The sequence below is a fragment of the Moraxella sp. CTOTU47579 genome (assembly GCF_032004885.1).
GTDB lineage: Bacteria > Pseudomonadota > Gammaproteobacteria > Pseudomonadales > Moraxellaceae > Faucicola > Faucicola tetraodonis.
In genome coordinates this window covers 51,543-71,921 of the sequence record NZ_DALZOJ010000010.1, presented here as the reverse complement: position 1 = coordinate 71,921, position 20,379 = coordinate 51,543, and the positions used below count along the sequence as shown (strand labels likewise).

Here is a 20,379-nt window from a genome sequence, read left to right as displayed (position 1 = left end):
CGCAACACGGTTTTTTATTGTTGGGTAGAATTAAGCTTTTTTACGACTAAATTTGCGTTGCTTTTTGTTTTGCAGTTCAGTCAAGGTGCGTTTGATTTCCTCATCAGTCAGTTGTGAGATTTGCTGTAAGATATGCATCACGTCCATATTAAGGATAAACCGCGCGCTTTTTGCCATGGTATGAATGCGAGCATCAAACTCAATCACCCCGCTGGCCGACACCGTAATATAACCAAGACGCTCTAGCGCATCCATAAAGCTAGTAAACAAGGCACGGTCAAAAAAATCTGGCATATCATCTTCATATAGCACGGATAGACGCTGACCGAGCAGATGACCCAAATCAATCACTTGATCTTTGGTGAGTTTGCCTGAGCCTTGCTGACTCAGCAGCGCAAGCACCATAAAGTAACGCTCTAGACTTTGCTCAACTGAGTTGGCAAGTACTGTCAACTGCTGATAGCTACGGGTATTCGGCTCTGGCGTGGTCAGGATGCGATGACCATCCGCATTCACCCCTTTGTCCACGATGATGTTTTCTTCGACCAACGTATCGATATGCTCACGCAAAGTGTCATTTAAGGTGCGCAGTGGGTATTTCAAAAACAACTCTGCTTGCAAGAAGGGATACATGATACCCACCACCCGCTCAATAGTGTTTAAGCTCATGGTGCCATTACGCTGTATCAATGAGGCACATAGTGACGCGATGATATAAATATGCAAAATATTGTTGCGAAAATAGCTCAGTAGCGGCGCTTGACCGTCCGCAATACGAATCAAGTCACCGAGCACATGTGGGGTGCGCTCGATGAGTTTGAGCTTGACACCATAGTTAATAATGGCTTCTGGGCTTTGCTGGGTGATTGATACATCATCATCATACGGGATTTTTTCTGCGATACGTTGATACAGCGCCAACTGTTCACGACAGCTTTGCTCATCGAGTGCGCCATGCGGTGTATCGAGCAGTACCAAAGATAGCAAAGTCACTGGATTAAGCACCGCAGAGCGGTTGATACGCTGCATGATTTTGATGCCCAAATTGTCAATCATGTGGGTGACATTGGCGGGCATATCACTATCGGTACGGTCTTTGGGTAGGGTATTTGGGGCAACGTCAAATTTTTTCATAAAATCAGCCAGATAAAGCGGCTGACCAAAACTGACGTGCACATGACCGAAGATACGCTCGATTTTTCGGCTGGCTTTTAATAGACCTAGTAGCGACTCAGATTCTTTGGGTTTACCTTTAAGCTCACCCACATAAGTGCCGCCTTCCATAATGCGTTCATAACCGATGTAGGTCGGGATAAAGACAATCGGTTTGCCCGCTTGGCGTAGATGGCTTTGTACCGTCATCGCTAGCATTCCTTTTTTGGGCGGTAACAAGCGACCTGAGCGCGAGCGTCCGCCTTCGATGAAGTACTCAATCGGCGTGTTGCGCATCAACATACTATGCACGTATTCACGAAACACCGCAGAGTACAGCGGATTGCCTTTAAAACTGCGACGCATAAAGAAAGCACCGCCATTGCGTAGTATTTGACCTAGCACGGGGATGTTTAGATTCTCGCCTGCGGCAACGTAGGGCACACGCAACCCACGTTTATAAATCACGTATGACAGCAGCAGATAGTCCATGTGACTGCGGTGGCAAGGCACATAGATGATTTCATGGTCGGATGCCAGTTGGCGTACCCGCTCAAAGTGCGCCACTTCAACCCCGTCATACAACTGTGTCCATAGCCAGGTCAAAAAGCGGTCAAAAAAGCGCACGGTTGCGTACGAGTAATCACTGGCAATCTCGTTCAAATAGCCACGCGCCAGTTTTCGGCTTTTGGCGAGTTCACGCGAGTTTTCTTTGCTATCGACATTCACGGCATGCTGAATGGCAGGGGTATACAGAATTTTATCGACCACATTGCGACGGTCTGATAAGTCAGGACCCAAGATGGCTTCTTGTTGTTTATCCAGATAACCTTCTAAACGCTGCTGTACCCGTGCAGTAATGGTGTGTAAATGCTGGCGGTCTTCACTAGCATCATCAGTGGATGCTAGGCTACCTGATTGCAGCGCAGGGTTTTTGCTAATCTCATCTTCGATGATGCCACGCAGGTCTTTGGGTGAGTGAAACTGCACATAGGTATCTCGCCCTTTGACCCCGATATTAAATAGCTGTTTACTGATGGTGGGTACTTGCCATTCATCAGCGGTGAGGAGGTTAAGCAGCGAATCTTCTTTTTCTGGTGCGCGTCCCCACAAGATAGTGACAGGGATAAAATCAATGTGTAGTGTTGGGTATTGCTCGACGGCTTCAATCAAGCGTAATAGGCGAGGTGAAAATACGGCGCTGTCATGAGACAGTTTTTCTGTTTTATGGTGATGCAAAAAAATCATTGCGGTATTTTCATCAATACCATGCGCCCGATCGATGACATTGGCTAGGGCAGGGGGTAGGTCATATTGTTTGGTTTCTAGGTCAATTAAAATACTATTGCTACGAGAATACTCTTTGAGCACATAAAAGGTGAGTCGCTGGCTTGAGGTATCGCTATCGCTTGCTGGCGGTAGCTTATCATCGCTAACCTGGTTCCTGGCTTCGCTAATATTGGGGATGTCGCCGATAAGTTTGGATTTGACGGCGAGCCCCAATAATTTGCCAGAGACTTGTCGGTATAGATTTTTTAACAGCGGGGTCGCAGCAGGATGGGTACCTTTGTTGTTTGCTTCGGTAGTGCCTGAATTTTTCCCTACGTGATTCATAGTATGCCTAGTGATTGCGTGATTTTTTCGTAAGTTTTTTAAAGATAAATACAAGGTTTAAAAATTGTCTTATCATGCCATAGATTGATGAATTTCTAAACCTTATCACTCAAAAATTCTTGTATAATGAGTGACTTTAATCCATTTTATCTACCCAAAATAACGTTAATGATAAGAGCGTCTATGGCAAGCCAGCAAGATATAAACCATACCCATACGATTGATATCACTCACCAACCACAGGTGCCCGTAACGCATCAGCAGCTTGAGCAGCAAGCGATTTGGCAGCAATTGGTCACGCAGTTATTGGAAACCTTAACCCTCGTACCGTATCAAGACAGTGTATTTATTGGGCAAAGCCACGACTATGTCGGTGCGCGTATTTTTGGTGGGCAAGTACTGGGACAAGCATTGATGGCAGCCAGCCATACCGTAGAGCATGCAAAACCTTGCCACTCATTTCATGGCTATTTTTTGCGCGGTGGCGATATCAATAAGCCTGTATATTACCAAGTCGAGAAATTACGTGATGGTCGTAGCCTTGCTTCACGTCAAGTGACAGCACGCCAATATGATGACGATAACCAACCGAGCATAATTTTTACCATGATGGCGTCTTTTTCACCGTTTGAAGAAGGGCTTGAGTATCAACAAGCGATGCCAACGTATCCTGCGCCAGATGTGTTGCTGACCGAGCAGCAGCTCAAAGACCAAGTGGTAGGCAAAATCCCTGATGCCCTAAAAGCGCGCTTTATGCGCCAGCGTCATATCGAAATCAAGCCAGTACAGCCGCGTGACCCGATTCATCCAAAAATCATGGAACCTAGCCAAGCCAACTGGCTACGTATTCCGCAGCTCGGTAAACAGTCGATTCAAGTGCAACAAGCACTGCTCGCATTTTCTTCTGATTTTTATTTGATTGGTACAGGGCTGATGCCACACGGGATTAGCTTTATGACTAAAGGGTTGCAAGCGGCAAGTATCGACCATAGTATGCATTTTCACCGCCCATTTGATATGAATGATTGGTTACTCTATAACATGTGGTGTGATACCACGTCACAGTCAAAAAGCCTAAACCACGGTCAATTTTGGCAAAATGGCAAATTGGTCTCTACAACCCAGCAGCAAGGGTTAATGCGACTGCGCTAGTGATTCAATAATTTTTACCTTGTATTAAACAGTAGCCGTATGAGAGAGAAAAATATGTCCAATCCCCCAATGAGTGATGCCGTCCGCCAAAACATCGCCCAACAAGACAATCATCCATTAAAAGGCTTTGCGGTTATCTATGAGCAAAAAGTGGAATGGGGCGATATGGATGCGTTCAATCACGTCAATAACGTGGTGTATTACAACTATGCCCAGCGCGCGCGTATCCACTACCTTGAACAAGTCGATATGTTTAACTTACAAACCCATACCGTGATTGCTTCGTCATCTTGCCAGTATTTGAATTCGGTCACTTTCCCCGATGTGCTTTGGATTGGCATTCGTGCCAAAAAAATAGGCAATACCAGTCTGACCCATGACTATGTTTACTTTAGCACGGCTCAGCAAAAAGTCGTCGCTACCGTGTCGTCCGTCATTGTGTTTTTTGACCAAAATGGCAAAAACAAACAACCGATTTCTGAGGGTCAACGCCAACAACTTACCGAGTTAGAAAGTCATACGGTTTAACTGTTGCTAAAATTTAATTGTTCATAACATTTAACTGTTACTAAAATTGTTAAAAAAGCCACAAGCTGCAATGCTCGTGGCTTTTTTTGTCTGATGAATTGCTATTTGTGGTCTGGGTTAGCAACGGTTTCGACCAAGTTTAGGTTAAACCCTGATAACGCGTTGAATTTAAGCGGTGATGACAGCAAACGCATATCACGCACGCCCAGATAACGTAAAATCTGTGAACCAACCCCAATGCTGCGGTAGGGTTGGTGTTTAAGCGGTGAGTTGGGTTTGTCAGCGACAAAGTTATCGAGCGCTTCGCCCATATCAATTGCTTGCTGATGCCCAATCCAGACAAACACGCCACGCTCGGATTGGCTAATTTCTTTGAGTGAGGCATGGATATCCCAATTACTCTTACCGCTGTTGGGTAGCTGCACGGTGAATAAATCGCGCAATGGCTGGAAACTATGCACCCGCACAGTGCTCACGCCTTCTTGAGGGTTGCCCTTGACCAGTGCCAAATGGGTATCCTCTGAATTTTTTTCTTTAAAACGATAGGCCGTAAACTCACCAAACTCAGTTTGCATCGGATAGGTCGCAACCATTTCGACCGTTTGCTCATTGGCAATACGGTAATTAATCAAATCAGCGATGGTGCCGATTTTTAAGCCATGCTCTTTGGCAAAAATCTCTAGGTCATCACGGCGCGCCATTTCGCCATCTTCTTTGATAATTTCACAAATCACTGCCGCAGGTTCAAGTCCTGCCAAGCGTGTTAGGTCACAGCCGGCTTCAGTATGACCGGCACGGTGTAGCACACCGCCATTTTGTGCCACAATTGGGAATACATGCCCCGGTTGTACGATGTCTTCTGGCTTGGCAGTCGAAGATACCGCTGTTTGGATGGTTCTGGCGCGATCCGCTGCTGAGATACCTGTGGTGACCCCTTCTGCCGCTTCGATTGATACCGTGAAGTTGGTGCTAAATTTAGCGCCATTTTTATCCGACATAAGCGGTAAATTGAGCTGTTCACTGCGGTCAGCGGTGATGGTCAAACACACCAAGCCACGCGCGTGGGTAATCATAAAGTTAATATCTTCTGGGCGTACATGGGTGGCTGCCATCACCAAGTCGCCTTCGTTTTCACGGTCTTCATCATCCATCAAAACGACCATTTTGCCTGCACGGATGTCATCGATAATTTCTGCCGTTGTATTAAATGCCATAAAAGTGCCTTTGTTAGCTATTTATTGGAATAACATTGATTAAAAAACTAAAAAACTGATTAACAAATAGGGACAGAAAATAAGCGCTATCAGCTAGGTTTGTTCAAACTATTGTCCAAATTAACCTTAACAATCACCTCATCAAGCTGGGTGAAGCTAGTATGCGCGCCCATTTCTTATTTGCGCGCTATTATAGCATTAACTCAGTGAGTCTAAGCAGCGAAATATTGATAGCCATACGCGCTGGTAGCGCACGCAGATAAAACATGCGGATAAATTAGTTAAAAAAACTAACAAAAATTGGTGATTTTGTATAATTTTTGAGCAAAAATTAAAAAAAACTGGTATATTATTACTTAATGATTAATAAAAATTACATTCTTAATACGTTTGAAGAAAACGCTATTAAAAAGTCATAGACGTCTAACCGATTTACTTGTCTAAGGATCCTGTGATGTCAGTCTTTTATCTTATCTACACGAGCAAAATTACCTTACAAGCAAGTTTGCATACGATGACGTTGCCTGATATCTATCGTCAGTCAGTCGCGCGCAACACCCAGGCAAATGTCAATAGCGTACTATTTCTCAAGCAAGGCAACTTTCTACAATATATGGAAGGTAGTGAGCACACTATCACCCAGCTATTTGACAAAATCAAAGCCGATAAAAGACACAGAAATATTCGCGTTATCGAGCAGGGTCAGGCGCCCAATGCGCTATTTGGACACTGGAAAATGCACTGCATCAATTTAGATAGCGTCAATGATATGGATGATGTCGATGATATCAGCCCCCTGCTAGATTATTTTGAAACTGCGCAATTTGATAGTGCCAGTGTCCCAAGGTTACTTGCGGATGTAGAAAACTATTATCGTTCGGGCAAATGGCAAAGGCATCAACATACCAACTTTGATAAGGGCAGTTATAGCCATGCCAAGCTGCGCCGATTGGGCTTTAAGCATCGCTATTTTTTGTGGATGCAGCTTGGTTTTTTGTTGCTGTTCTTATTGCTGATGGTGTACTGGGTATTACAAAATAGGGTTCATTTGGCTGCGCTAAATCATCCGTTGTCTGCTTTGACGGGTTTTTTAGCCGCCGCTGTTCAATGATTGTCCTTTAACCACTGTATAAAGGCATAGGTTTGCTGTTCTTTGGCATTATCAGCAAAGTCAAACAACCGCGTGCCCAGTAAATTATCAGGCAGATACTGCTGTGGGTGGTAATGGTTGGGGTAGTCATGCGGATAGACATAATTGGCACCATAACCTTCGGCGCGCATCAGCTTGGTGACGCCATTACGCAAATGTAGCGGTACAGGCGATTGGTCATTTTCTGCCAGTCGCATCGCTTTATTGATCGCCTGATAACTAGAATTGGACTTCGGCGATGTCGCCAAATACACCACCGCTTGCCCCAAAATAATTCGCGCTTCAGGCATACCGATGCTCTGCACACTTCGCAGGGCGGTATCGGCAAGTAGTAACGCATTGGGATTGGCAAGTCCGATATCTTCACTTGCCAAAATCACCAACCGCCGCGCAATAAAGGCAGGGTCTTCGCCCGCTGTCAGCATCCGCGCCATCCAATACAGTGCCGCATCAGGGTCACTGCCGCGGACTGACTTAATCATCGCTGACACTAGGTCATAATGGCCATCACCCGATTTGTCGTAGCGTACCAGGCTTGCACCTGCGACCGCGATGACATTGTCATCAGTCACTACAATCGGTGATTGGCTGCCTTGCTTAAAATTGGGGCTTGATTGAATGGCGAGTTCAAGTAAATTTAACGCCTTACGCGCATCGCCTTGCGATAGCGCAAAAATCGCTTGGCTTGATTGTATTTCAATCTTAAATTGTTTAAAAACTGCATCATCGTCAATGGCACGTTGTAGTACTTGGCTGATTTCATCTTCGCTCAAGGGGTTGAGCCGATATACTTGGCAACGGGACAATAGCGCATTGTTGACACTAAACGAGGGGTTTTCGGTGGTCGCACCAATTAAAGTAATATCCCCAGACTCAACCGCGCCGAGGAGTGCGTCTTGCTGGGCTTTGTTAAACCGATGAATCTCATCGACAAATACCACCGGTGGCTCGCCAAACAAGCCGTCATCTTTTGCCAGTACTTCACGCAACTCTTTGACCCCTGCATTGATAGCAGAGAGCGGGCGAAAAGGACGACCCACTGCATCGGCTAATAGCATGGCTAAGGTGGTTTTGCCAATGCCTGCTTCCCCATGCAAAATAATCGATGGCAAGTAACCTTGCTCAACAATACGGCGAATCGGTGCGTTGGCACCGAGCAAATGGGTTTGTCCGATTACCTCGTCAAGCGACTTTGGGCGGACACGTTGGGCAAGGGGAATTTGAGCGAGTTGATTCATCATTAAGGTATAAGTTTAACTGGATTACTTAGTCGAAGGTTTTCAGCGATTTCACTATTTTTTAAATTGGAATTGTAGCTAAGTGCGGTACTTATTTAGTAAAACTAACTTAGTGAAAGTAGCTTGGTAAAAGTAGTTTGGCACAAGTAGCTTTGCAAATTAACTTGGTAAAAGTAACTGCATCAAAAACAACGAGGGTTTTTTAAGAATTTTAGCATGCTTAAATGACAGCGGTAAGCTAACTTGTTTGATTTGTGTGACTACTTGGATTGAGAAATATTTTTACTTTGTTAAATAAAAATAAACAGTAATGATGTGAGGCTTAATGAGCCATATTTTTAAAAAAACTACAATATTGTTAATATGACAAGTTTAGATTGACGGGTCAGTTTTTTCTTTTTACAATCTCATACTTTAGTTAATATTCAAACTGACAGTTAGTGCTCACTTTGGTATTTCATTATTATTTAATTAGGCATTATTTAATAAGACAGTTTTTTAACAAGACAGTTTTTTATAAGACAGTTTTTTGGTAATACGGGCATCATAACGGCGACCGCATCAATTACTAGGGTAATTGACGGCTTGCGTGGTTGTTATGTTGCGGCAAAGCCATAGGCAAGTTATTAGCGAGTCGTATGAAATTACATCAATCCATCAAGCCATCGACTTACCCAGTAAGCCATCATCTGCAGCCACTATCACGCGTGCTTACCCTATCTGCGTTTACGATGGCAATGGTGTCGTTGAATTTGTCCTTATCTTTGGATGCGACTGCTGCGACCACGGTCACCAAACCCAGCACTACCAAAACGACCCCGACAAAAACTACAACAAAAACCACAACCACGACAAAAACCACCAAAACGACCAGTAGTTCCACTAAAAATGCTAACAAGCCGCCTGTTAAAACATCAGCTAAAACATCGGCTAAAAATTCTGTTAAAACATCGGCTAAAACCACGCCAGTAGCGCCAACCATAGAGCCCACTAGCAGATTGCAGCCCAGTACCAGTGGCGACACCGCAGAGTTTACGCCGGTAATCAATACCCCGCCCAATCCTGAGCCTGTGCTCAATGCTAGCCCTGCCACGGACGCACCATCAGCCGACACGCCATCGAAAAAAACCGCGACCCGCGCCAATGACGTTAAAGGTGGTAAAGCAGCTGGGCTCAGCTACGATCCTACTATCAATAATGGCGTGCCTTATCCGCCAAGTTATGGCCTAGATGTGCCCAGTAATTTGACACTGGCACAAGCGCAGCAGTACCTAGTCAAAGTATCACCCAAAGTCGCGGCAGACAATGCAGCAATCGTGAGTAATGAGCTGCGAGCTCAGTCAACCAAAGGCTTGAACAAACCGATTGTGTATCTGGGTGCCAGTGCCACGCATGTACATGTGGATGACAATATAGATACCACGGGCATTAAAAACAACCTAGCCAATCCCATTGACAATGCAGTCAATAACAATAGTGGCAATTTGCCCATCACCTTGCCACTGCCTACCACGCCTGCAGATATCGGTGGCTTAATCACCGACCCGATTCCCAATAGCATCCCTGTCAATATCGGCAAGAACAACACATCAGCCAATATTACGGTGCTATGGTCTGCTTATAACGGACACAAAACCGAAGCAGTGACCAGTTTGCTCAATGGTATGACCGATGAAAGCCGTGCCGATGCTGATTTGTCACTGGATGAACAATACACCACGCTTACCAAACGCTATTTTCAAACCCAGCTTGCCATCATGGCAGCTTATCTACGCGCCGATGCACTCAATGCGATTCGTGCCACCGACCATGCCGCACAGCGCGCACTCGATGTGGGGCTGATTTCAAAAGTCGAGCGTTTGGAAGCCAAAAAAGCCTTAGCCGATGCTGAATACGAAAATAGCAAAGCGCTGAACGATGCTGAGCTTGCCATGACCGCGCTACAGCGGTTACTGCGCACGCCGTATTTTATCAAACCAACATCGCCTTTATTTGTATCCACCAAGCCGTTGCCGCCACTGAGTTATTTTCAGCAGCAGGCTAAAATGCATCACCCAGGTTTTGATAAGGTTGCCGCCAAATACAACCAAGCCAAAGCGCTACATGAATTTAGTGAATCCGCCTACAAACCCAATGTCACCGTCTTTGGTCGCTCGGAAATCGACGCTGACCCAAATTGGATTGCTGGGGTGTCTGCCAACTGGAAATTGTGGGGTGGGGTAGATCGCCGCATTAGTACCCAATCTAGCCTTGCCAAGCTGCACCAAGCCGAATTTAGCCAAGTCGATGTCAATGATAATATTATGTTGTTGGTAGAAAAAAATTGGCAAACAGTCAACAATGCACGCGATAATTTTATTGCCTTAAATACCAATATTGAACTTGCCAGTGAGATGCTACGCTTTCGTCAGCTCGGCTTTAAAGAAGGCGTCAACACGGCCGTAGAAGTGATGCAAGCCGAAGCCAATTTGGAAAAAGCCAAAACCGAGCAGGCCAAAGCGGCAAATGATTATGTACAGGCAATGGCAGACTTGATGCAAAGCTGCGGTACGCCGCTAGAGTTTAACCGTTATATGCAGGCAGCGGACGTCAAGCTACCCGCGATTTATTTTGAACATCGTAAAAACTAATCAATTATTTTAACCCGTGTCTTTATTTCACCAGTAGGCTTACCGTATGGCTGATCCACAAAACCCAACACCAGACAATGCGATGGACAACGCTAAAGACAACACTTTGGACAGCGCTGCGGATAATGCGAATGCAGCGATGAACGCTCAAGCTGCCCAAGCTGCTGATGAGCCGCACGCAGAGGACAGCCTGGCAGCCGCTACGACGGATAGCCGTTACATGCCGCCTACCAAAAAACCCAGTAAAATCCGCACCATCATTATAGCTTTGATTATCCTTGGGCTGATTGGACTGGTCGCGTGGGGACTAATCAAAGACAAGCGCGAAACGCGCAGCGCGCCTGTGACCATCCAAGGGCATATGGAAGTAGAGCAAACGCCTGTCGCTGCCAAAGTTGCCGGTCGTATTGCCAATATTTATGTCAAAGAAGGCGATGAAATTAGCGTCGGCACACGCCTGATTGATATGGATAGCCCGGAAATCAATGCCAAGGTCGAACAAGCACAAGCAGGCAAAGAGTTAGCCCAAAGTCAACTGGACAAAGCCAACAATGGCGCAAGACCGCAAGAGATTGAAATGGCAAAATACCAGTACGATGTTGCCCAATCCGCGGCTGACCTTGCCAAAGTCACCTACGAACGTATCAACCGACTCGCAGCAGAAGGCTTGATGTCACGGCAAAAACGTGACGAAGCCTATACCAACTATGTCGCCAGTGTCGATAAAGCCAAAATCGCCAAAGCGCAATATGAGTTAGCCAAAACAGGCGCGCGCAGTGAAGATAAAACCGCCGCCCAAGCGCAAGTCAGCCAAGTAGAAGCCAAGCTTAAAGAAGCAATGGTGGCCAAAGAAGAAGCCAATCTTAAAAGCCCGATTGCCGGTATCGTGGACAACGTGATTGTCAAACCAGGTCAAGTGGTGGGACAGGGCGTACCACTGATGACCATTGTCGATCCCAAAGACCAATGGGTGGTGCTTAACGTTACCGAAAATAACCTAAACCATTTTGCAGTCGGTAGTGAATTTAGCGGTACGGTTCCTGCGTTATCGGTCAACAATCAGCCTTACCGCCAAGTGTTTAAAGTGTACGCAAGTTCCGTGCTATCAGATTTTGCCACGTGGCGCCCGACCAACAGCAAAGACGGCTTTGATATGCGTACCTTTGAGATTCGCGCGCGCCCGAGCCAGTCAGATACACGCCTAAGACAGGGCATGACCGTATTGGTTGATATACCGGCAAGCCGTCAGCCAACCCAAACACAATGAAGTCAACCATGATATCAAAACTGACATCAAAACTGACATCAAAACTGGCATCAAACAAGGGCTCTAAAGCGTCACCGACATCGTCCGCTGTGTCAAATGCCAGTGACAGTGACAGTGTTGGTGCTAGTGACCATGAGCGTCATGCGCAGTTTGATAACCGCTCAGGCTTTGTGCAATTCTTTGCGGCGTTTTGGTACAGTGCGCGCCGTGAATGGGATTTTTTGGTGCAAAATCGCTGGGATTTTTCCTTGATGTTTTGGATGCCCATCGTATTGATATTTTTGGTTTGGTGGATTTTTAGCAAAGGCATGGCAGTCGGGATTCCGATTGCGGTCATAGACAATGACCACTCCGCGCAATCCGCGACGATTATCCGCTATATTGATGCGACGCCTGAGGTTGCGGTGGTCAAAAGCCTTCATAGTGCCGCTGCCGCTCAGCAAGCTATCGAGACTACCGATGTCATGGCGGTGGTTGAAATTCCAGAGAATTTTTCAACCAATCTACTGGCGGGCAAAACCTCGCGCTTGCTACTCAATGTCAATGCCCAGTATGGCACGCATTCAGGCATGATACAAAAAGCGGTACAGACAGCAGTCACTACCTTTTCGGCAGGGGCAGAGATGCAGCGGCGAGTTGCCATTGGCGAAGATGTCACCCTGACCAAAACCAGTTATGCACCGATACAATCGCAAAGTGTGGCACTGTTTAATACTGCCAATAATTATCAGCAATTTCTGGCAGTCACTGTGGTACCAGCCTTGCTACATATTTTGTCAATGGTGATTGGGGCTTCAACTGTCGGGCGAGAGCTGGTCGACAAGACGTTAGGTGAATGGTATCAGTCGCTAACACCCCCCAAATTTGCCAGTAACCGCCTCTCTAACCCCAGCAATCCTGTCACACTGGGGCACGAAAAACCTAAGCTATCGCTGATTATCGCAGGGCTCAATGGCAAATTAATTTGGGCGATGTTTGCCTATACGCTTTGGGCAGCGGTGGCATTGACCTTGGTGATGCAAATCTTCCCCATTCGTTTGGCATCCGTAGCGATTACTTATCTGATATTTTTAATGTTTATGATGGTGTCGTTCTGGCTTGGGGTGATTGTCACGGTAGGTACGTTTTCGTATCGTCAAGGCTTGTCATTTACCGGATTTATCTCCGCGCCGTCATTTGCTTTTTCAGGGGTGACATTTCCATTTTTGGCGATGAGTCCTGCCGCGCAGCGTTGGGCAAATGCCCTGCCATTAACCCATTATCTCAACTTGCAAACCACCCAATTACAAATGGGCGCACCGCCATCCTTTGCCTATAGCAGCTTTATCGGATTTTTTATTGCCGTCATGATTACCTTGTTGTTAGCCGCGTTGTTGACCAAAAAGGCCTTATTGAAGCCTGAAAAATGGGGGCAACGCTGATGCCCACCCAGACAACGCCCGGCAAAGTCGACGTAAGCAAAACTGCCAACATTTGGGAGCGCGGTTTTTTGTTGCAAGTTTTGCATGTATGGCGCAGCGTGTTTCAAGATAAAGGGGTGCTCACTATGCTACTGATTGCCCCGATTATTTATGGCTTTTTTTATCCTTGGCCGTATTCAAAAGAAGTGGTGCGTCATGTCCCTGTGGCAGTGGTGGATTATGACCATTCAAGTCTATCGCAGACCATTATCAGCTACGCCCAAGCCAATCCACGCATCCAAAGCACCATTGTAAACGATGAAAACAGTGCCAAGCAGCTGATGTGGCAAGGCAAAATTGCAGGCTACATGGTGATACCCTCAGGGCTATATCAAAAAGTGACCACAGGACAACCTGCCAAGGTGAGTATCTTGGCCAACGGTAACTATTTTTTGCTCAATAAACAAGTACAAACGGGGTTTTTAGAAGTCATCGGCACCGTGTCCGCCGGGGCGAAAGTACAAAAAAATGTTGCCATCGGGCAAGACATCACGGTTGCCAAAAACAATATTTCCCCTGTGGCGCTGACGATTAATCCGTTATACAACCGTACCGAAGGCTATGGTAGCTACATTGTCCCTGCGGTTGCGATATTGATTCTGCAGCAGATGTTTTTGATGGGCACGGCAATGCTAGTGGGTACTTGGGCAGAGCAAGACATGCACCGCGCTTCGATGAAAACGTGGCTGGCGCGAATATTGGGCTTAGCGTGTTTTGGTTTTGTGCTCGGCTGTTTTTATTATGGCTGGGTGTTTTCCAACAATGATTATATCCGTAACCAAAATCTGACGGGTTCACTGGTACTGCTTGCCCTGTTTTTCCCTGCGGTAACAGCATTGGGCTGTCTACTTGGGGTGTGGTTTGGGGCGCGAGAACGGGCGATGCAAATCTTGGTCGCAAGTTCAATGCCGATGCTGTTTGTCTCAGGGATTTCATGGCCGTATCAAATGCTGCCTGAGCCTCTGCAGTATTTGCGCTGGGTATTGCCTAGCACCTCGGGAATGAATGCCTCTGTGATGCTGAACCAAATGGGCGTGCCACTGGCGTATGTCAAAGTGTATCTCATGGCACTCATGATGATTTTCTTGGTTTGTTTATTGCTGCTACTTTTATTAGCGAGTAAAGAAAGTGAATCGTTAGCAGATTAATCCTTGCCAACGGTTATTTTCTTCCTCATGCGGTTACACGTGCGGTTATTTGCCAAATTTGCGATGCGTGTAGCAAGTATCTATCATCCATCATCTATCATTTGATAAACTTTTCGATAGCACATTGACACAGATGGGCAATCCGTGGTTATCTAACACAATGGATGCAACATAATTGAATTTTTCAACTGATTGGCATATAGGATTTATCAGTGATCAGTATTTTTGATTTATTTAAGATTGGGATTGGACCTTCAAGTTCGCATACGGTCGGACCGATGAAAGCGGCGAATCTGTTCGTTAGCGCATTATCACAGCAGCTACTGACGCAGGTGGATAGGGTGCAAGTTGAGCTGTTTGGTTCGCTCGGTGCGACCGGTAAAGGGCACGGTAGTGATATAGCGGTGATGCTAGGTTTGATGGGAGAGCAACCACAAACGACGGATGTCGCCGCTATTTCACAAAAAATTGCCGATATCCAAGCGCAAAACACGCTATATCTAAATCAGCAGCATAAGATTAACTTTGTTGCTGACAAGGATTTAATCCTAAATGGTAGGGTATCGCTGCCCCATCATCCCAATGCCCTAACTATCACTGCTTTTACAGGCAATGAAATTGTTTACCAAAATACGTATTATTCAATCGGCGGCGGGTTTGTGCAGACCGAGCAAGAAGCCCAAGCAAAAGAACCGGTGATTGAAAGCGTCAAAAAACCAGTACCTTATCCCTTTAACAACGCCAAAGAATTATTACAAATTTGCCAACACCATCAACTGTCAATCGCCCAGGTCGTTCGAGCCAATGAGCTGGCTAACTTGAGTGAAGATGAGCTGCTGGGTGGACTTAATGACATTTGGCAAGTCATGCAAGACTGTGTCAATGATGGTTGTCGCCACGATGGTATTTTGCCAGGGGGCTTACAAGTACAGCGCCGCGCTAAGGCGATTTATCAGCAGTTATCCGCTGCCGATAGCCGAAAAGCGTTTAATGATGCCCTTGCTGTGATGGATTGGGTGAATCTGTACGCGTTGGCAGTTAATGAAGAAAACGCCAGTGGCGGACGTGTGGTGACTGCCCCCACTAATGGTGCGGCAGGCGTGATACCTGCGGTCATGCATTATTATCGAGATTTTTGCCCAAGTTATACGCTGCAAGGGTTACATGATTTTCTGCTAACCGCTGCGGCGATTGGTATCATTATCAAAGAAAATGCTAGCATCTCAGGCGCAGAAGTGGGCTGTCAAGGGGAAGTCGGATCGGCGTGTGCGATGGCGGCGGCAGGGTTAACCTATGTGCTTGGGGGTAGTCCTGCGCAATGTGCTAACGCTGCCGAAATTGGCATCGAACATCACCTTGGCATGACGTGTGACCCGATTGCGGGGTTGGTGCAAGTACCTTGTATTGAACGCAATGCCATGGCGGCAGTAAAAGCGATTAATGCCTCAAGGCTTGCGCTTAAAGGCAATGGACAGCATGTGGTATCGCTTGATAAAGCCATCAAAACCATGAAAGAGACAGGCAGAGATATGATGTCAAAATATAAAGAAACCGCAATGGGCGGGCTTGCTATCAATGTCCTAGACGAGGATGTTGCCGCCCAGTCAAATTTGATTCCGACGCTGGATGTGACGGTCAATTACAGTCAGTGTTAGTGCTACAATAAAAAAACCGATTCCTTGGCGAATCGGTTTTTTTGTGCTTATCAATCAATCGCAGGCTGATAATCCCCTGTGATAATACCGTCTTTGATGTCATCGGCTTGCGCCAACACTTGCGCCAATAAGGCTTTGACATTTTCAAGCGTGGCGATGGGGCTTAACGTGGTCATTTTAAGCGATTGCACATCTTGGTTAGCATCCCCTTGCTTTTGGTAACTGACGCGCGTCACGCCGATATTGGCTTCACCTTTGGCAAATAGCTCATCGGCGACATTTTGGTTCAAGCTATCAATCAACTCAGCCGGGTAGTCTTTGGGTACCACGCGAAATAGCACGGAGGCAAACTGTGGCTCTACCAACAATTCAAGCCCATCAGTGGCTTTGATATAGTCAGCGACTTCGCGGGTCAAATCAACGCCATGGTCAATCATCGAGCCGTATAATTCTTCGCCCAAGGCTTCCACTGTCAGCCATAATTTTAGCGCATCAAAACGGCGCGTGGTCTGTAGCGACTTAGAAACTAGGTTGGGTACGCCATGTTCTTCGTCATACGCAGAGTTTAAATACTCAGCTTCATAATGCATGAAGCGATAGTTGGCTTCCTCTTTGAGCAAAAACGCCCCGCAAGAGATGCTTTGGAAGTAATGTTTATGGAAGTCGAGGGTGATAGAATCGGCTTGCTCAATACCTGCAAGTTTATCGCGGTAGTTATTCGATAAAATCAGCGCCCCGCCCCAAGCGGCATCAATATGAAGCCATGCACCGTACTCATGGGTAAGCTTACGAATCGCAGGGATTGGGTCAATCGCGCCCGCGTCCGTGGTGCCTGCAGTAGCGACCACACAGGCGATGATTTTGCCTTCGGCTTTCAATTGCGCCATGGTGTGTTCAAGTGCGGCAACATCCATCTGCGCTTGGTCATTGACTGGCACAGTGACCACCGATTGAAAACCCATGCCCATCATTGCCATGTTTTTTTGCACGCTAAAATGCGCGTTTTCTGAGCAGATAACTTTCACTTTTTGCATGGCATCGGCTGGGATACCGTCACGCTGTACCGACCATTCTGACCCATCGTCATTTTTATAGTTTTTAGCGATACACCAATCACGGGCGAGTAACACGCCCATCAAGTTGGATTGGGTGCCACCTGAGGTGAATACGCCCGCTTGTCCGCTACCAAAACCGACTTTTTGACGTAGCCAATCAATCAGTTGCACTTCCATCAGTGACCCTGCTGGGCTTTGATCCCAAGAGTCCATCGATTGGTTGGTGGCATTAATCAGCACTTCGGCGATTTGGCTTGTGACCATCGTTGGGCAGTGCAAGTGAGCAAGCGAATGTGGGTGATGCACCTTTAAGCTTTTATTAAGAAATAATTCGACTGAACGTTTTAACGCATCTTCCAAGCCAAGTCCTTCTTTTGATGGCTGAAAAGCAATCTCAGCGCGCAGCTGCTTGATACTACCGCCTGTGTACATTTTGTCGTTTTTGAGCCAGTCGGTGACGGCTTGCACGGCAGTGTTCATGTTTTTTTGGTAATCGGCAATGGATTGGCTGTCATTACAAAATAACGCTTGGCGGTGCTGTGATAAGTTTGACATGGTAAGTCCTTGCATTCTTTAAGATAGAGTTAACTATAAATTGTCATTAAACAGAGTGATACGAGCAAATGGTTAATTTATTTTACAAAATTACGCTTATACAGTTGATGATTTACAATATTGGCTTTGGCATCGTTTATATCCCAAATTTGCAATTCCCACGGATAATAAAAATTGCTCGCATTTTTAAAATACACATGCACACCGATATACCCGTCGATATCACGTAAATACCAATTTTTTAGACTGTAATCTGTTTTCCAATCATCCAGTTTTTCCATGATGTTTTTCACATCAGCCGATGGCAAAATTATCCGAGCACCAAAAATATCATTTAAAATATTATTGACTGGGTACTGGTTTTCTCGTGCCAAATAGCGATTGACTTTGTCATAGATGCTTTCAGCCGTTTTAACGCGGTAAAAAAAATCAATATTTTGGGTGTCGGCAAATGCCAAATAATCATTAATCGCTTCATGCAAATTAAGCCGATATGACAAGATAGGCTCAATAGGGACGGTTTTGAGCGTATGTGATAGGTTGATTTTTTGTACCTTGCCTGTTTCGAAATAATCTTGTGAATACTCACCATGAATCCGATTGATTTCTCGAATCAGGCGTTCGGTCTTGGCGATATTGGTTTCCATATTTTACTCAAAATGAAATAAACAGATAATAAAAACGGCAAAGCCACGTCAGTAACTTTACCGTCTTGATAGGCAATAATCAATTACCCACGTACTTTTTGCACGGCTTCTTTGACTGCCTTTTTAAAGCGTTCAAGCACTGCATCACATTCTTCTTGAGTGATGTTAATCGGGCAAAGCAAGCGAATCACTGTACCGCCACGACCGCCTTTTTCCAACAATAACTTGTTGTCAAAACACGCTCTTTGAATCGCATTCGCCATGTCAATATCAGCAGGATAAGAGCCGATACGGTCAGCAGGCTTACGCTCATCGACAATCTCAATACCGGTCATCAAGCCGCGACCGCGCACGTTACCGATACAAGGAAATTCTTTGGCGATTTTTTTGAGTTCATCACGCAAGAATTCACCACGGATACGCGCATTTTCTGCCAAGTTTTTGCTGCGGATTTCATCCAATACTTGAATCGATGCCGCCATTGCAAGCTGATTGCCACGGAAAGTACCCGTGTGACCGGCTGGCGCCCATGCATCGAATTTTTTGTTGATGGCAAGTACACATAATGGCAAACCACCCCCGACCGCTTTACTCATCACCACCACGTCAGGCACGATGTCGGCATGTTCAAAAGCAAACATTTTGCCTGAGCGCGCAAACCCAGCTTGCACTTCATCCAAAATCAATACGATATCATGCTTAGCGGTCACTTCACGGATTTTTTGTAGCCATTTTTTGGGCGCAGGCACGACACCGCCTTCACCTTGAATCGCTTCTAGGATGACCGCTGCAGGTTTGACCACGCCGCTTTCAACATCTTCAATAAAGTTTTCAAAGTAGTAAGTCAGCGCATCAACACCCGCTTCACCCCCTAGACCAAGTGGGCAGCGGTATTCATGCGGATAGGGCATAAACTGTACCCCTGGCATCAAATTGCCCACTTTTTCTTTGGCAGACAAATTGCCAGTCATGGCAAGCGCGCCATGAGTCATACCGTGATAACCACCGCTAAATGCGATAACGTTGTCACGCCCTGTATAAGTTTTTGCTAATTTAATCGCCGCTTCTGTACCATCAGCACCGGTCGGACCGCAAAATTGCAATACAAAATCTTTTGGGAAAAAAGACAGCAAGGATTCGGTAAATGCATCTTTGACAGGGGTAGTGATATCTAGGGTGTGCAGTGGCAGACCACTTTCTAACACATCATATAAGGCTTGTTTGACGGCTGGGTGGTTGTGACCCAAGGCTAATGTACCAGCACCGGCTAGGCAATCAAGGTAATCATTGCCTTCAACATCGGTGACCCAAATACCTTGGGCTTTGGCAATGGCTAGCGGTAGTTTGCGGGGATAACTACGAACATTAGATTCCATCGTGTTTTGACGAGTTAAGTAATATTCGTTAGTGGCATGAGAAATAGGGTGTACAGGGGTGTGAACGCTCATATCGGATTACCATCTCAGATAAGGGTTTAAGAAAATTTGCTTGTGGCTATCTTTCTCGAACTTGTGAATAACATATCAGTCAGGATGACTGACACCAAAACAAAAACGTTATACCGCAAAACCCCAAAATGCCATGACACTGCACCCAAGACCTAACAATATAACGTTCAAAATTTATGGGGGCATAATACCCTTTTTTTGTGAAAAATACAGTCTTTTTTGCAAAAAATCGGCTCAATCTTTCAAATTGATAACACAGGCTGTATTTTGCGATAACAGAGGTAAAAAATCATGGCAAGCGGTGAGCAAGGTGAGTAATGAGCGGCACAACACTACGAAGAAGTGGGGAAGGTCTGACAATCGTTGACAGTCTATGCGGTATATAAAACTCTGCAGTCACAATTTTAGTCACGATAATGATAAAAAAATTACCTAGTTAATACCATGTTAATAAATTGTTTGGTAC

Annotated in this window: 14 protein-coding genes; 8 read left to right on the top strand and 6 right to left on the bottom strand. The window is 45.9% G+C overall.

Features of this window, described 5'->3' with window-relative positions; all coding sequences use genetic code 11:
* Positions 1 to 30: 30 nt before the first annotated feature.
* Positions 31 to 2,766, bottom strand: a complete 2,736-nt coding sequence (plsB, locus tag RTP55_RS08330) for a glycerol-3-phosphate 1-O-acyltransferase PlsB (RefSeq protein WP_312385531.1) — start codon at positions 2,764 to 2,766, stop codon at positions 31 to 33.
* Positions 2,767 to 2,949: 183 nt separating this feature from the next.
* Here plsB and RTP55_RS08325 point away from each other — a divergent pair, with 183 nt between their 5' ends.
* Together RTP55_RS08325 and RTP55_RS08320 are read left to right on the top strand one after the other, a co-directional pair.
* Positions 2,950 to 3,918 (top strand): acyl-CoA thioesterase, encoded by a 969-nt coding sequence (locus RTP55_RS08325; protein WP_312385529.1) that lies wholly within the window; start codon positions 2,950 to 2,952, stop codon positions 3,916 to 3,918.
* Positions 3,919 to 3,972: 54 nt separating this feature from the next.
* On the top strand, positions 3,973 to 4,446 hold the full coding sequence (locus tag RTP55_RS08320; protein ID WP_312385527.1) for an acyl-CoA thioesterase: 474 nt from the start codon (positions 3,973 to 3,975) through the stop codon (positions 4,444 to 4,446).
* A 101-nt stretch (positions 4,447 to 4,547) separates the two neighbouring features.
* On the opposite strand, the gene ribBA is transcribed toward RTP55_RS08320, so the two are convergent.
* Positions 4,548 to 5,660: a bifunctional 3,4-dihydroxy-2-butanone-4-phosphate synthase/GTP cyclohydrolase II gene (gene ribBA / locus RTP55_RS08315; protein WP_159675707.1), complete on the bottom strand. Its 1,113-nt coding sequence runs from the start codon at positions 5,658 to 5,660 to the stop codon at positions 4,548 to 4,550.
* 454 nt (positions 5,661 to 6,114) lie between these two features.
* On the opposite strand from ribBA, the gene RTP55_RS08310 reads away from it, so the two are divergent.
* Entirely contained in the window at positions 6,115 to 6,771 is a 657-nt protein-coding gene (locus RTP55_RS08310; protein WP_312385525.1) for a BLUF domain-containing protein, read from the top strand.
* On the opposite strand, the gene RTP55_RS08305 is transcribed toward RTP55_RS08310, so the two are convergent.
* Entirely contained in the window at positions 6,765 to 8,051 is a 1,287-nt protein-coding gene (locus RTP55_RS08305; RefSeq protein WP_312385524.1) for a replication-associated recombination protein A, read from the bottom strand. The two genes, RTP55_RS08310 and RTP55_RS08305, sit on opposite strands and share 7 nt — an antisense overlap.
* A 635-nt stretch (positions 8,052 to 8,686) precedes the next feature.
* On the opposite strand from RTP55_RS08305, the gene RTP55_RS08300 reads away from it, so the two are divergent.
* From RTP55_RS08300 to RTP55_RS08280, 5 genes are all read left to right on the top strand, one after another.
* A complete protein-coding gene (locus tag RTP55_RS08300; protein WP_312385522.1) occupies positions 8,687 to 10,678 on the top strand; it encodes a TolC family protein in 1,992 nt (663 codons plus the stop codon).
* A 46-nt stretch (positions 10,679 to 10,724) separates the two neighbouring features.
* Positions 10,725 to 11,945, top strand: coding sequence for an HlyD family secretion protein (locus RTP55_RS08295; protein WP_312385520.1), 1,221 nt, complete (start codon positions 10,725 to 10,727; stop codon positions 11,943 to 11,945).
* Positions 11,946 to 11,953: 8 nt separating this feature from the next.
* Positions 11,954 to 13,366, top strand: a complete 1,413-nt coding sequence (locus tag RTP55_RS08290) for an ABC transporter permease (RefSeq protein WP_312385518.1) — start codon at positions 11,954 to 11,956, stop codon at positions 13,364 to 13,366.
* Complete coding sequence (locus RTP55_RS08285; RefSeq protein WP_312385517.1) at positions 13,366 to 14,553, top strand: ABC transporter permease; 1,188 nt, start codon at positions 13,366 to 13,368, stop codon at positions 14,551 to 14,553. Before RTP55_RS08290 ends, RTP55_RS08285 begins: the two co-directional genes overlap by 1 nt.
* 212 nt (positions 14,554 to 14,765) lie before the next feature.
* Complete coding sequence (locus RTP55_RS08280) at positions 14,766 to 16,208, top strand: L-serine ammonia-lyase (RefSeq protein ID WP_312385516.1); 1,443 nt, start codon at positions 14,766 to 14,768, stop codon at positions 16,206 to 16,208.
* A 50-nt stretch (positions 16,209 to 16,258) separates the two neighbouring features.
* Here the strand turns inward: RTP55_RS08280 and RTP55_RS08275 are convergent, their stop codons facing one another.
* The 3 genes from RTP55_RS08275 to RTP55_RS08265 form a co-directional block, all read right to left on the bottom strand.
* Positions 16,259 to 17,818 carry a pyridoxal phosphate-dependent decarboxylase family protein gene (locus RTP55_RS08275; protein ID WP_312385514.1) on the bottom strand — a complete coding sequence of 520 codons (1,560 nt, stop codon included), beginning with the start codon at positions 17,816 to 17,818 and terminating at the stop codon, positions 16,259 to 16,261.
* A gap of 77 nt (positions 17,819 to 17,895) precedes the next feature.
* Positions 17,896 to 18,465 (bottom strand): nucleotidyltransferase family protein, encoded by a 570-nt coding sequence (locus RTP55_RS08270; RefSeq protein ID WP_007117375.1) that lies wholly within the window; start codon positions 18,463 to 18,465, stop codon positions 17,896 to 17,898.
* An 83-nt stretch (positions 18,466 to 18,548) separates the two neighbouring features.
* Positions 18,549 to 19,913 (bottom strand): diaminobutyrate--2-oxoglutarate transaminase, encoded by a 1,365-nt coding sequence (locus tag RTP55_RS08265; RefSeq protein WP_007117374.1) that lies wholly within the window; start codon positions 19,911 to 19,913, stop codon positions 18,549 to 18,551.
* Positions 19,914 to 20,379: the final 466 nt, after the last annotated feature.

Coding starts and splice junctions, on each gene's coding strand:
- RTP55_RS08310 (WP_312385525.1), top strand. CDS start 6,115: ATGTCAGTCTTTTATCTTATCTACACGAGCAAAATTACCTTACAAGCA.
- RTP55_RS08285 (WP_312385517.1), top strand. CDS start 13,366: ATGCCCACCCAGACAACGCCCGGCAAAGTCGACGTAAGCAAAACTGCC.
- RTP55_RS08320 (WP_312385527.1), top strand. CDS start 3,973: ATGTCCAATCCCCCAATGAGTGATGCCGTCCGCCAAAACATCGCCCAA.
- RTP55_RS08325 (WP_312385529.1), top strand. CDS start 2,950: ATGGCAAGCCAGCAAGATATAAACCATACCCATACGATTGATATCACT.
- RTP55_RS08265 (WP_007117374.1), bottom strand. CDS start 19,913: ATGAGCGTTCACACCCCTGTACACCCTATTTCTCATGCCACTAACGAA.
- RTP55_RS08275 (WP_312385514.1), bottom strand. CDS start 17,818: ATGTCAAACTTATCACAGCACCGCCAAGCGTTATTTTGTAATGACAGC.
- plsB (WP_312385531.1), bottom strand. CDS start 2,766: ATGAATCACGTAGGGAAAAATTCAGGCACTACCGAAGCAAACAACAAA.
- RTP55_RS08305 (WP_312385524.1), bottom strand. CDS start 8,051: ATGATGAATCAACTCGCTCAAATTCCCCTTGCCCAACGTGTCCGCCCA.
- RTP55_RS08300 (WP_312385522.1), top strand. CDS start 8,687: ATGAAATTACATCAATCCATCAAGCCATCGACTTACCCAGTAAGCCAT.
- RTP55_RS08295 (WP_312385520.1), top strand. CDS start 10,725: ATGGCTGATCCACAAAACCCAACACCAGACAATGCGATGGACAACGCT.
- RTP55_RS08290 (WP_312385518.1), top strand. CDS start 11,954: ATGATATCAAAACTGACATCAAAACTGACATCAAAACTGGCATCAAAC.
- RTP55_RS08270 (WP_007117375.1), bottom strand. CDS start 18,465: ATGGAAACCAATATCGCCAAGACCGAACGCCTGATTCGAGAAATCAAT.
- ribBA (WP_159675707.1), bottom strand. CDS start 5,660: ATGGCATTTAATACAACGGCAGAAATTATCGATGACATCCGTGCAGGC.